We start from the raw sequence: 11930 nt of genomic DNA, 5'->3' as shown, positions 1-11930 counted from the left end.
CCGAACGTGACGGACGATGTGCGAAGCGCGGTCCTGGTGGACTTCGGCGGTGTCATCACCTCAAGCGTGTTGCGTGCCTTCACCGAGTTCGGCGCCTCCCTCGGCGGCGACCCGCGCCTGCCGCTGGAACTCCTCTCTCGGGACCAGCCGTCGCGCGCGCTCCTGGCGGACCACGAGTGCGGCCGTATCGACACCGAAGCCTTCGAGCGAGGATTCGCCGAACGTCTCCGCGCCCACGGCGCGGACGTATCCGCCGAGGGGCTCACGGCCCGGATGCAGGCGGGGATCTCGATCGACCAGGACATGCTCGCGCTGCTCGGTGACCTCCGAGCCGCCGGCCATCCGGTCGCGCTCGTGTCCAATTCGTTCGGTACCGGGACCTACGACGGCGTCGAACTCGCCGCTGTCGCCGATGTGATCGTGATCTCCGGCGAGGTCGGGATACGCAAGCCCTCCCGGCGGATCTACGCGCTCGCGTGTGAACGCCTCGGCGTCGACCCCGGGAAGGCGGTCATGATCGACGATCTGCGGCAGAACCTCGACGGAGCGGCACGGATCGGAATCGGGGGCGTACTGCACACCAGCGCCGCCGACACCCGCCGTCAACTCGCCGAACGCTTCGGAATCGGCGCTTGACCGCGCACCCCGGTCGGAGGCATGAACGTGGTGTCGGATTCAAGTAAGGTTCCCTGGATGGAGACCACCGGGCCCGAGGAGATCGACGGCGAGCAGGCACCGCCCATGGCACCCCGCTCGCAGCTTCGTGAGCCGCCCACGACGAAGCGTGGAGCACGGACACGGGCCGCATTGGTGCAAGCGGCCCGGAAGGTGTTCGAACGGGACGGCTACCTCGACACCCGCCTGACCGACATCACCAAAGAGGCTCGATGCGCGGCGGGATCCTTCTACACCTACTTCGCCAACAAGGAAGAGGTGCTTGCCGCCGTCCTCCTGGAGGCGCAGGAGGACATGATGCACCCCGGCATGGGCCGGGTGCAGGATGCCGACGACCCCTACGCGGTGCTCGAAGCGAGCAATCGCGCGTATCTGGAGGCATACAGAAGGAACGCGAAGCTGATGGGCCTGCTGGAACAGGTCGCGCAAGTGGAGCCGGAGTTCCGCGAGTTCCGGAGCCGGCGCGCCGACGCGTTCATCCGCCGCAATGCCCGCGGCATCGCCGAGCTGCAGGCGCGAGGTGTCGCAGACCGCGGGGTCGATCCGATGATGGCCTCCCGAGCGCTGTCGGGCATGGTCAGCGTCATGGCGTACAACGCCTTCGTGCTCGGTGAACGGCAGGAAGGGGGCACGCCTGCGGACTTCGAGGAACTGGTGTCGACGGTCACCCGCCTCTGGGCGAACGCCCTCCGGTTCCCCGGCCACCGCTGATCCGGCGGCCCGACCGCCTGAGGCCTTGCGGTGCCGGAAGCGCGATGCCCGCCACGCCGTGCCACTGCGTGGGCGAGGCCGCGGCGCCACCGGATTCAATAGGCTTGCACAAGGTGGTGTCCAGCGGTGGAGAAGCGGATGACCGAGCTCAGCGAAAGCCACGACGATCCGTTCGCCCAGCACCTCGCCGCCCTGGCGGTTCTCGACGACCGGGGCGTCGTGGTCGGATGGAACCGGCGGGCCCAGGAACTGCTCGGTCATCCGGACACAGCCGTGATCGGTCGTTCGGCCCTCGGCGTGCTCGTGGATCCTGGCGATCTGCCGGCTGTCCGAGAGGCCGCGGCGGACGCCAGGAGAACCGGCGGCTGGTTCGGGGTGCTCAACGTGCGGCACCGCGACGGGCGGCTCGTCGAGATGGGGCTCAGGGCCCACGCGCTCTGGCGCGACGGCCGGGTCCGCGAGTGGTTGCTCGCCGGGGCGCTCGCGGCTGACGTCCTGGAGTGGCAAAGGGACCGCGCGGTTCTCGAGGGCTTGTACCGCCGGTGCCCGATCGGCCTGGTCGTCCACGGCCCCGACCTGCGGCTTCTCCGGGTCAACCGGGCCGTCGAACGCTTCAGCGGCGTCCCGGCAGCGGACTTCCGGGGGCTGCCCACCGGCTGTTTCCTCCTCCCCGACGACGCGCGCAAGGCCGTGGACCGTGTGCGCCAGGTGATGGAGACCCGAAGGCCGTTGATCTACTCCGAGCAGTTCACTCGCCTGGAGCAGGATCCGGCACGCGAGCGGGTCGCGATGGTCTCGTCCTTCCCGATGGAGGATCCTTCCGGCCGCATCCTGGGTGTCGCCGAGATGATCGAGGACATCACCGAACGCCATCGCGCCCAGCGCCGGCTCGCGCTCCTCGACGAGGCCGGCGGTCGTATCGGCACCACCCTCGACGTGGCGGAGACGGCCCGGGAACTCGCCGAGGTGATGGTGCCGCACCTCGCCGACCACGCGTCAGTGGACCTGCTCCAGCCCGTGACGCGCGGTGAGGAACTGGCGCGGCCCCTCGCAGGGCCGGTGGTACGTGTGGGAACCAGCGGCATCGGTGCCCAGGCCGGCCCGCCCCACCCCGAGCCGGTGGAGTTCGCGCCGGACACACCCCAGGCCCGATGCCTGACCGAAGGACGGCCCGTCCTGGAAGCGGTGCTCCCGCCCGACTGGTTCTCCTGGTTCTCCGCCGAGGGGCACCGGGGGGCCCGCGCTCCGGAGCTGGGCGCTCACTCGTTGATCGTGGTCCCTGTCGCCGCCCGTGGCCTGGTGCTCGGAGTGATGACCCTGTGGCGTTCGCGCCGTCCCGATCCCTTCGAGGCGGACGATCTCACCCTCGCCCAGGAACTCGCCGCGCGCGCCGCCGTCGCCATCGACAACGCCCGGCGCTTCACCCAGCAGCAGCAGACCGCGCTCACCCTGCAGAGCAGCCTTCTGCTGCGGGAGGTGCCGGACCAGTCGGCCGTCGAGGTGGCCCTGCGGTACCTGCCGGCCAGCGCGGCCTCCGGCCTGGGCGGCGACTGGTTCGACGTCATTCCCCTGTCCGGTGCCCGGGTCGCCCTCGTCGTGGGCGACGTGGTGGGACGCGGCATCCACGCCGCCGCCACCATGGGGCGGCTGCGTACCGCCGTACACACGCTCGCCAGCCTCGACCTGGAACCGGACGAGGTCCTGTCCCGTCTCGACGACCTGGTCAACCTCCTGGCGGCCGAACAGGAAGCGGTCGGCGAACCGCCCGTGGGCGAGCAGGTCGTCGGCGCCACCTGCCTGTACGCGGTGTACGACCCGGTCTCCGGGCGGTGCTCCATGGCCCGCGCAGGCCACCCGCCGCCCGTGGTGACCGCGCCGGACGGACAGGTGTCTCTGCTGGACCTGCCCGCCGGCCCACCGCTCGGCCTGGGCGGCCTGCCGTTCGAGGCACGGGACGTCGAACTGGCCGAGGGAAGCCTGCTGTGCCTCTACACCAACGGACTCATCGGCGAACGTCACATCGATGCCGACGCCGGCCTGACCAAGTTGCGCGCAGCGCTCACCCGCCCCACCGACGCGCTGGAACGCACATGCCAGGCGGTGGTCGACTCGCTCGTGCCATCGCGCCCCAGCGACGACGTCGCCCTGCTGATCGCCCGTACGCGCATGCTGCCACCGGACGATGTCGCCTCCTGGTGTCTGCCGCTGGAGCCTGCCAGCGCCGCTCGGGCCCGCGACCTGACCTCCGCGAAGCTGACCGAATGGGGACTGGAGCACTTGGCGTTCAGCACCGCGCTGATCGCCAGCGAACTGGTCACCAACGTCTACCGCTACGCCGGCGGTCCCGCGACCCTGCGGCTGATCCGTGAACGGTGCCTGGTGTGCGAGGTCGGTGACGCCAGCCACACCTCACCCCACCTGCGCCGCGCCCGCACCACCGACGAGGGCGGGCGCGGCTTGTTCCTGGTGGCCCAGATGACCGAACGCTGGGGCACCCGGTACACCCGTGAGGGCAAGATCGTGTGGACCGAGCAACCACTGGCCGGCATGTTCGCCTGAAGCACCAGAGGCACCAGAGGCACCAGACGCACCAGACGCACCTGACGCCCCCGACGGCACGTCACCGGGCGACGGGCGTCGGCCGCCCGACCGAGACGGCTCATTCGGCTGCGGCGAGCAGCCGTGCCTCGCTCTCCTCGTACAGCCGCCGGGTCTCGACGCTGTCGGCGGTGCGGCGACGGTGGTCCAGACGGCTGCCCAGCCAGCCCGCCAGGTAGCCGAACGGGATGGAGACCAGTCCGGTGGACTGCATGGGGAACCAGGCGAAGTCGGCGTTCGGGAAGAGGGCGGACGGCGTGCCCGAGACGGCCTCGGAGAAGACCAGCAGCACCAGCGCGCAGGCCGCGCCGCCGTAGAGGGTGGCGACCAGGCCGGTGCGCGTGAACCCCCGCCAGAACAGGGAGTAGGTGAGCGCCGGTGCCACCGCCGATGCCCCGATGCAGATGGCCAGAGTGGTCAGCACTCCGACGTCCCAGTTCTGGACCAGGGTGGCGAGCCCGATGGCGGCGATTCCCACGGCCACGCTCGTCCACGCCGCCACCGTCATCTCCGTGCGCGGATCCGCCTGCCCCCGCCGTGACACATGGGCGAACAGGTCATGGGCGAGCGACGAGGCCGCGGCCAGGGTCATTCCCGCGACCGAGGACAGCAGGGTGATGAAGACCATGCCCGCCACGGCCGAGTAGAGAATCGTCGTGCCCGTGGAGCCGGGTGCTCCGCCGAGCATCTGCGACAGCATGAGCACCGACGTCCTGCCTTCGGGGTCGGCCGCGATGATGGACTGCGACCCCACCAGCGCTGCCGCGCCCGTCCCCATGACGATCACGAGCAGGCAGAACGTGGTGACCGTGGCGACCGCCCACGACATGGAGCGACGTACGGCGGGCACGTCCTGCGCCGAGTACAGGCGCATGGTGATGTGGGGCAGGCAGGCCACGCCGAGGACGACCGTGATCTGGAACCCGATGAAGTCCAGCCGCTCACCGGCCGAGGTGCCCAGCTGAAGGCCCTGCTGGAGGAAGGCGGGGCCCGCGCCGCTGCCCTGCTGGGCGGCCCTGAGCACGGCGCCGGGGCTCCAGTCGAAACGGTTCAGGACCAGGGCGGCGACGGCGAAGCTGGTGGCGAGCAGAAACACGATCTTGACCATCTGGACGAGCGCGGTGCCTCTCATGCCGCCGAGCGCCGCGTAAATGATCATCAGGCTGCCGACGATGACGATGCTGCCCGTCCTGGCGCCCGCCAGGTGCGGGAGGTCCAGGATGAAGGTGAGCAGCGACCCGGCCCCGGAGAGCTGTACGACGAGGAAGGGCACGGTCGCCGAGAGGGTCACCACGCAGGCGGCGACACGCACGGCCCGCCCGGGCATGTTGCGGGCCAGGACGTCACCCATGGTGAACCGGCCGGCGTTGCGCAAGGGTTCGGCCAGCAGGAACATCAGCAGCACCAGGGACAAGGCGGTGCTGACGGCGAGGACGTAGCCGTCGTATCCGGTGAGCGCGATGATGCCGGTGGTGCTCAGCACCGTGGCCGCGGAGATGTAGTCGCCCGCGATGGCCAGGCCGTTCTTGAACGGGGTGAGCGAGCGGTAGCCGGTGTAGAAGTTCGCCAGGTCGTCGCGGTCAGGGCCCGCCATCACGCACATCAGCAGCGTGAGGGTGACCAGCACGGTGAACAGGAGAAGGACGGTGGCCTGCGTCCCGGAGCTGAAGTCGTTCATCTCGCCCCACCGGTGTTCCCGCCGGCGGCGACCGCCTGCTCCCTGACGGCGCGGGCCAGCGGATCCACCGACCGTTGCGCGCTGCGTCCGTACCAGAAGACCGCCGCGAAGGTCACGACGAGTTGGAGGACCCCCAGGGCCATGCCCAGACTCAGCTCCCCGGCGATCTCGGACCCCATCAGGCCCGGGGCGGCACATGACAGCACGATGTACACCACGAAGGAGCCGAGTGCCGTGAGCGTGGAGGTCCGGCGGAGGAGGCGGTACGCCGAGCGGAGGGCGGCGAGGTCGGCGCTGTGCCGATGAGTCTCCTGTGCGTACCGGTCGCCTTGCGCGTACCGGTCGTCCTGCGCGTACGCCTCGTTCTGCGCGTACGGCTCGGCCCAAGTGGATCGACCGTCCGGGGCGTACCGGGGAGGGACGTCGTATCCGTATGATCCGTATGACGGACGATCGGTGTGCGTCAGGGACCAGCCCGGTGACGCTGGTGGCGGGTACCGGTTCTCGTCGGGGTATGTCATCGCCTGGCCTTCCACTGCGGCTCGGATCCGTGGAGGTGATCGGGGAGTGGCTCAGCGGCGCACCATACCGACTGGTCGGCATGGCTGTAAGTAGGCGGTGGGTCACGTTTCGGGGTCGATGCGGATGCGGCGCTCCGGACCGGGAAGCCGAGGAGCGGTCCTGGGCGCTCTGAGAGGATCACGCTCTGAGAGGATCAAGGGATGGCGTACGCACCCATGCAGATCAATGCCCTCATCGTCGATGCCGCTGACCCCGAACGGCTTGCCGCGTTCTGGTCCGAGCTGCTCGGCAGGCCGGTCGTCGGCCGCATGGGACCCTACGTGTGGCTGCGGCGCGAGAACGGCCTGGGACTGGGCTTTCAGCGGACCGGCGAGCCCAAGTCGGGCAAGAACCGTATGCACTTCGACATCACCTCGCCCGACCCGGCCGCCGAGCAGCAGCGTGTAGAGGCCCTCGGCGGGCGCCGGTTGGAGGAGTACGACGCCGGCGGATTCCTGGTGATGGCCGACCCCGAAGGCAACGAGTTCTGCGTCATCCCCGAGGGCCCCTTCGAACTCGATGACGAAGGGCGCGCGGACTACCTCGCCTGACGTGCCGCGCGCCCGCCGTGTCGGCCATGAAAACCCGCTGTCCGGTTGCCGGAACACGGTGATAGACATCCGGGGTGCCGAAGACTCTGGAGTTCCGCGACCTGCTGCGCCTGATCGACGAACGGTCGACCGCCTTCCGCGCCGCGGTCGCCGCCGCGCCCAGCCTCGACGTGCGGGTGCCGACGTGCCCCGAGTGGACGCTGTTCGATCTGGTGCGACACCTGGGCGAGGGGCGCCGCTCCTGGGCCGCCACCGTCGCCGCGGGGCCCGCCGCCGAGGCCAAGTCCGCCCCGGAGGGCGCCCCGGCCGCGCCCCGGGAGCGGGAGGCACTGCTGGCCTGGTCGGCCGCATCGACGCAGGAGCTGCTGGCCGCACTGCGCGAGGCCGGACCGGATCGCGCCTGCTGGACGTGGTGGGGTGCGTCGCAGTCGCCGCAGACCTGCGGTGCCGTCGCCCGGCACCAGCTCCAGGAGGTCGCGGTGCACACCTACGACGCTCAGCTCACCGTGGGCGCCCCGCAGCCGCTGCGGGCCGAGACGGCACTCGACGGGGTCGACGAGTTCCTGTCCACCTGCTGCGCGACGCGGAGCCCCTGGCCGCACAAGCCCACCGCCTTCGACTTCCATGCCACCGAGGGCCACTCCTGGCGCCTGACCGTCGACGGCGACGGCGCACGCTCCACCCGTCTTCCCGCGCCCGGAACGACGCCCGCCACCGCTACCCCCGAGGACCTGGAAGCGGCCGGTGCCGCGGTCCGCGGCACGGCCGGTGAGCTGGTCCTCTTCCTGTACGGCCGAATACCGGCGGACACCGTGCGGATCGACGGTGACGCGGGTCTGCTCGACCTGCTCCGCGTCTGGGAGCCGGAGGAGTAGGAGATGAGCATCCACCTGCACTTCCGCGCCGTCGCGGAGTCCGAGATCCGCGACGACCACACCTGGCTCGCGGCGTTCATGTCCGAGGCTTGGGACAACCACCCCGACGAGGTCGCAGCGGGTGTCGCCGGCTCGATCGACAAGGTCTGGAACTCCGTCAACGACCTCTACGCCGTAGCCGATGGCCTCGACGCACACGCACACGCACACGCGCAGGCACACGCATACGCCGACGCGGACAAGCCATGGGCACTGCCGATCTACGGCGGCCGCCCAGTGCCGCACAGCGCCGACGCCGACCCCTCCGACCCGCCCATGATGATGCTGGAGCCGCCTGGGGTGTCACAGGCCGCGGATTTCCTTGCGGCTGTCTCTTTCGACGACTTGTGGAAGCGCGCCGGTGCCAAGCTGGGCGGCTGGGACGAGGCGCAGGCCAGGCTGGAGTTCCTCAACCATCACAGGAGCCTGCGGGGGTTCTACGGGCGGGCGGCTTCGGCAGGGCACGCCGTGGTCAAAGTGGTGTGGGCTTGAGAAGCGGCCGGCATGGTCGCATGCCGGGCACGGTCAGGGCATACTGACGCCTCATCCGTTCAACAAAACGTTTAAGGAGGATGAGTTGGCAGCCTGCTTCAGAACAGTCACCGTGGTGGACGAGGCGCACCAGGCCCAAGCGGAGGCCCTCAGGAGCGCCTTCCAGGAGGCGATCGCGCCCGCCACGGTCAATTACGACTTCGCGCACATACGCGATGCCGCCGCCGTGCTCCCCGACAGCGACACCGTCAAGGTGATCCGCGGTTGGAAGCTGCAGGAGGAGGCACCGCTCGTGGTCATGGTGCTCTCCCTCAAGGAAGCGGTCCGTCAGGCGCTCCCCGCGGAGGCGGCTCAGGCGTCGTTCTGGGACACCATCGAGCGTGACCTCGTGGACGCGTTCACCGGTCTCGCCGCGCAGGAGGGCGAACCGGGGCTGGCCTACTACGAGGAGCAGCGGGACCGCACCAGCTACTACCGCGATCTGTTCTTCGCCCTCCAGGACATGGAAGCCGGCGCGTACCTGTACGGTGTCGCCTTCTGCGCCGACGTCACCGTCGGCCTCGGCAAGGACCGTGTGGGGGCCCTGGGCATCGCCGACACCGCACCCTTCGCCGTACAGCTCAACGCGATCGTCGTGCGCCAGAAACTCGCGAACGCGGCCTGATCAGTCACAGCCCGCCGTCCCGGGCCGTGAGATCGCACAGCCCGTCGCGGCGAGGCAGGGGCGACCGGATCAATGGACCGGATCGCTGGACCGGATCGCTACGGGAGTATTTCCAGGGTGATGTGCGGGGACAGCGAGCGCAGAAAGTCCGGGGCGTCGAACATCTCACCTGCGGCGGCGACGCCGACCGTGCGGGTGCGGCCGGTGAGAACGCGGTCGAGGGCCTCCACGACGAGGGGGGCCGTGACGGCGTAGATGTCCTGGCCGTGGGCTGTCGCGCGGCGTTCGGCGCCGCCCGAGCGCACGACCGCGTCGATGACGAAGGTCTGGCCGGACCGCCCGTTCTCGTCGGCCGCGCTCGGAGTCGGCGTGTCCGGGGACGCGACGTCACGTACGGCCTGGACCGTCATGTAGGTGGTCACGTCCGGGATGGAGAGGTGGCTGGACACGGTCACCACGTCGGCCATCGTGAACTCCCCGATCACCGGCTGGGGGCCCGTCGGTTCGGGGAAGCGCCACTCGAGGGCCGGCGGGGCGTCGGTGCGGTACTCCCACTGGCCGTTCGCGAAGCGCAGGCGCCGCTCGCCGCGTCGTTCCCTCGAGACCGCGCCCGAACGCCGTGTCCCGGCGGTGGGGTGCCAGCTGCTCAGGCCGTAGGCGATGTGCGCCTCGTCGGCCTTGGTCCAGTCACCCATGGCCGCGGTGGCCAGCAGGTCGCCCAGACCGCCGAAGAAGGCCATCGCCGGAACGATCACCGCGCCTGCCTCCCGTGCCCGGTCGGCGAAGTGCGCGAAGGTGTCGATGTTGGCCTCGAGTTCGGCCGCCACGTCCAGGTACGGGATCCCGGCCCGCAGGGCGGCCTCGATCACGGGAGTCGTCGTAGCGGCGAACGGTCCGGCACAGTTGATCACGGCCACGGCGCCGGCCAGCGCACGGTCGAGCGAGTCCGGGTCGTCGACCGACGCCGTACGGGCCTCCAGCCCGGCCCCGGAGGCCAGCGCCTCCAGCTTGCCCGCATCGCGGCCGGACAGCACCGGGACGAACCCGCGCTCGACCAACTCCGCCACCACGAACCGCCCGGTGTGCCCGTACGCTCCGAACACCGCAACCTTCTGGCCCGATCCCATACGCCCGCTCCCCGTACTCGTCCGAACTCGTCCGTACTCGGAGATCCTGACGCGGAGCGGCACCCCCACACGAGTGTCTGCAACGACATGACCCATACACTTCCGGACATGCCCTCCGTCGCGTTGGCCATCACCGATGGCATGCTGCACCTCGAACTCTCCCTGGCATGCGAAGTGTTCGGCGCCGACCTGACCCACATAGCGGACCCCTGGTACCGCTTCTCGCTCTGCGGACCGAGCGCCGTACGACTCGGCCGCTTTCGCCTGGAGCCCGACCACGGGCTCGACCACCTGGCCCTCGCCGACACCGTGATCGTCCCGGGCTGGGCCGACACCGACCAGGACCCGCCGGCCGAACTCGTCGACGCGGTACGCGCAGCCCACGACGCGGGCGCGCGCGTGGCCTCCCTGTGCACGGGAGCCTTCGTACTGGCCGCCGCCGGACTGCTGGACGGCAAGCGCGCCACCACGCACTGGGCGCACACCCGGGAACTGGCCAGGCGCCACCCGAAGGTCACGGTGGACCCGGACGTCCTCTACGTCGACAACGGCAGCGTGCTCACCTCCGCCGGCAAGGCCGCCGCCATGGACCTGTGCCTGCACCTGGTACGCCTCGACCACGGCTCGTCCATCGCCAACAAGATCGCCCGGCGTCTGGTCGTACCACCCCACCGGGACGGCGGTCAGGCCCAGTTCATCGCCACCCCCGTCCCCGAGCCGGGCAACCATCCGCTCGCGGACCTGTTCCCCTGGGTGATGGGGCGGCTGAACGAGCCCCTCACCGTCGAGGACCTGGCCCGCCAGGCGCGGATGAGCTCACGCCACCTGGGCCGCCACTTCAAGCAGGTGACCGGCACCACCCCGCTGCAGTGGCTCCACACCCAGCGCATCCGGTACGCCCAGGAGTTGCTGGAGACCACCGACGACACCGTCGACACCATCGCCACGGCCACGGGCATGGGCACCGCCACCACCCTGCGCCGCCACTTCGCCCGCACGGTGGGCGTCCCACCGGACACCTACCGCCGCACCTTTCGCTCCCAGACCCGCTTTCCCCGCTGACAACGCCCTGTTCACAGCCCTAGGCTCCGTGTCGTGGAGACGTTCTGGATCATCGCGGTGGCCGTCGTGTGGGGTGTCGGGACCGGCCTGCTCATACCGCGTGCCGCCTACCGGCTTTCGGTGACGCCGGAGGAGCCCTGGCGGAAGACCTGCCCGGCAGGGCACCCGTTCACCGGGATCGGGGACGGGTGGCTGGGACGGGCCCGCTGCGCCGACGGGGACAGGTTCGGGCCGCGTACGTCCACCGTCGCCGCGGTGATGGTCGTCGTGTGCGCCCTGCTGGGGGCCGCCACCGGGGCGCGTCCAGAACTCCTGGTGTGGCTGCTGCTGGCACCCAGCGCCGTTCTGCTCGCCACCGTGGACATCGCGGTTCACCGGCTGCCCGACGTGGTGACCCTGCCGCTCGCGGCGTCCGCGCTCATCGGGCTCGGAGGAGTCGCGCTGCTGCCTGGCGCCGACGGCAGCTGGAAGACCGCGCTGCTGGGTTCCCTCACCCTCGGCGCTTGCTACTTCGTGCTGTTCTGGATCAACCCCGGCGGCTTCGGCTTCGGCGATGTGAAACTCGCCCCCGCGCTCGGCGCGGTCCTCGGCTGGTACGGCTGGGAGATCCTGCTGATCGGCACCTTCGCCGCGTTCCTGTTCGGCGCGCTGTACGGCGTGGGCCTCATGCTGGCGCGCCGCGCCGACCGCAAGACGGCGATCCCGTTCGGCCCGTTCCTCATCACCGGAGGGTTCGTCGGAGTGCTGCTGGGCGCCCTCGCGTGACGTCGGTCTACGTATCCCGGGTACTCGCATCCCGAATACAGGTAACCCCCGCTACGGCGGGGGTTACCTGACGCGATGGGGATCAGCCCTTGCGGGTCTTGATCTCCTCGGTGAGCTGCGGGACGACGTCGA

General features: G+C 70.4%; 12 protein-coding genes. 9 read left to right on the top strand and 3 right to left on the bottom strand.

What is annotated here, in order from left to right; translation table 11 throughout:
* Nucleotides 1–6 precede the first annotated feature (6 nt).
* The 3 genes from AMK31_RS37340 (at nt 7) to AMK31_RS37330 (ending at nt 3945) form a co-directional block, all read left to right on the top strand.
* On the top strand, nt 7–636 hold the full coding sequence (locus AMK31_RS37340; protein ID WP_073945257.1) for an HAD family hydrolase: 630 nt from the start codon (nt 7–9) through the stop codon (nt 634–636).
* A gap of 57 nt (nt 637–693) precedes the next feature.
* Nucleotides 694–1386: a TetR/AcrR family transcriptional regulator gene (locus tag AMK31_RS37335; protein WP_073945194.1), complete on the top strand. Its 693-nt coding sequence runs from the start codon at nt 694–696 to the stop codon at nt 1384–1386.
* A gap of 138 nt (nt 1387–1524) precedes the next feature.
* Nucleotides 1525–3945 (top strand): SpoIIE family protein phosphatase, encoded by a 2421-nt coding sequence (locus tag AMK31_RS37330; RefSeq protein ID WP_073945256.1) that lies wholly within the window; start codon nt 1525–1527, stop codon nt 3943–3945.
* Between the two features lie 100 nt (nt 3946–4045).
* On the opposite strand, the gene AMK31_RS37325 is transcribed toward AMK31_RS37330, so the two are convergent.
* On the bottom strand, nt 4046–5662 hold the full coding sequence (locus AMK31_RS37325) for a sodium/solute symporter (RefSeq protein WP_073945193.1): 1617 nt from the start codon (nt 5660–5662) through the stop codon (nt 4046–4048).
* Complete coding sequence (locus tag AMK31_RS37320; protein WP_073945255.1) at nt 5659–6183, bottom strand: DUF485 domain-containing protein; 525 nt, start codon at nt 6181–6183, stop codon at nt 5659–5661. Before AMK31_RS37320 ends, AMK31_RS37325 begins: the two co-directional genes overlap by 4 nt.
* A 201-nt stretch (nt 6184–6384) precedes the next feature.
* Between AMK31_RS37320 and AMK31_RS37315 the strand changes: the two genes are divergently transcribed.
* The 4 genes from AMK31_RS37315 (at nt 6385) to AMK31_RS37300 (ending at nt 8844) form a co-directional block, all read left to right on the top strand.
* A complete protein-coding gene (locus tag AMK31_RS37315; protein WP_073945192.1) occupies nt 6385–6774 on the top strand; it encodes a VOC family protein in 390 nt (129 codons plus the stop codon).
* 74 nt (nt 6775–6848) lie between these two features.
* A complete protein-coding gene (locus AMK31_RS37310) occupies nt 6849–7649 on the top strand; it encodes a maleylpyruvate isomerase N-terminal domain-containing protein (protein ID WP_073945191.1) in 801 nt (266 codons plus the stop codon).
* 3 nt (nt 7650–7652) lie between these two features.
* Nucleotides 7653–8180 (top strand): DUF1877 family protein, encoded by a 528-nt coding sequence (locus AMK31_RS37305; RefSeq protein WP_073945190.1) that lies wholly within the window; start codon nt 7653–7655, stop codon nt 8178–8180.
* An 85-nt stretch (nt 8181–8265) separates the two neighbouring features.
* Nucleotides 8266–8844: a Type-2Aa cytolytic delta-endotoxin gene (locus AMK31_RS37300; RefSeq protein WP_073945189.1), complete on the top strand. Its 579-nt coding sequence runs from the start codon at nt 8266–8268 to the stop codon at nt 8842–8844.
* Nucleotides 8845–8942: 98 nt separating this feature from the next.
* Here AMK31_RS37300 and AMK31_RS37295 read toward each other — a convergent pair whose 3' ends face one another.
* Complete coding sequence (locus AMK31_RS37295; RefSeq protein WP_198948663.1) at nt 8943–9971, bottom strand: saccharopine dehydrogenase family protein; 1029 nt, start codon at nt 9969–9971, stop codon at nt 8943–8945.
* A gap of 108 nt (nt 9972–10079) precedes the next feature.
* Here AMK31_RS37295 and AMK31_RS37290 point away from each other — a divergent pair, with 108 nt between their 5' ends.
* Both AMK31_RS37290 and AMK31_RS37285 read left to right on the top strand, forming a co-directional pair.
* Complete coding sequence (locus AMK31_RS37290) at nt 10080–11033, top strand: helix-turn-helix domain-containing protein (protein ID WP_073945188.1); 954 nt, start codon at nt 10080–10082, stop codon at nt 11031–11033.
* A 33-nt stretch (nt 11034–11066) separates the two neighbouring features.
* Entirely contained in the window at nt 11067–11798 is a 732-nt protein-coding gene (locus AMK31_RS37285) for a prepilin peptidase (protein WP_073945187.1), read from the top strand.
* Nucleotides 11799–11930 lie beyond the last annotated feature (132 nt).

The sequence above is a fragment of the Streptomyces sp. TSRI0107 genome (assembly GCF_001905845.1).
GTDB lineage: Bacteria > Actinomycetota > Actinomycetes > Streptomycetales > Streptomycetaceae > Streptomyces.
Note: the sequence above shows the minus strand (reverse complement) of the source record. Positions and strands in the feature narration are given on the sequence as shown.

Coding starts and splice junctions, on each gene's coding strand:
- AMK31_RS37325 (WP_073945193.1), bottom strand. CDS start 5,662: ATGAACGACTTCAGCTCCGGGACGCAGGCCACCGTCCTTCTCCTGTTC.
- AMK31_RS37305 (WP_073945190.1), top strand. CDS start 7,653: ATGAGCATCCACCTGCACTTCCGCGCCGTCGCGGAGTCCGAGATCCGC.
- AMK31_RS37290 (WP_073945188.1), top strand. CDS start 10,080: ATGCCCTCCGTCGCGTTGGCCATCACCGATGGCATGCTGCACCTCGAA.
- AMK31_RS37335 (WP_073945194.1), top strand. CDS start 694: ATGGAGACCACCGGGCCCGAGGAGATCGACGGCGAGCAGGCACCGCCC.
- AMK31_RS37330 (WP_073945256.1), top strand. CDS start 1,525: ATGACCGAGCTCAGCGAAAGCCACGACGATCCGTTCGCCCAGCACCTC.
- AMK31_RS37295 (WP_198948663.1), bottom strand. CDS start 9,971: ATGGGATCGGGCCAGAAGGTTGCGGTGTTCGGAGCGTACGGGCACACC.
- AMK31_RS37320 (WP_073945255.1), bottom strand. CDS start 6,183: ATGACATACCCCGACGAGAACCGGTACCCGCCACCAGCGTCACCGGGC.
- AMK31_RS37315 (WP_073945192.1), top strand. CDS start 6,385: ATGGCGTACGCACCCATGCAGATCAATGCCCTCATCGTCGATGCCGCT.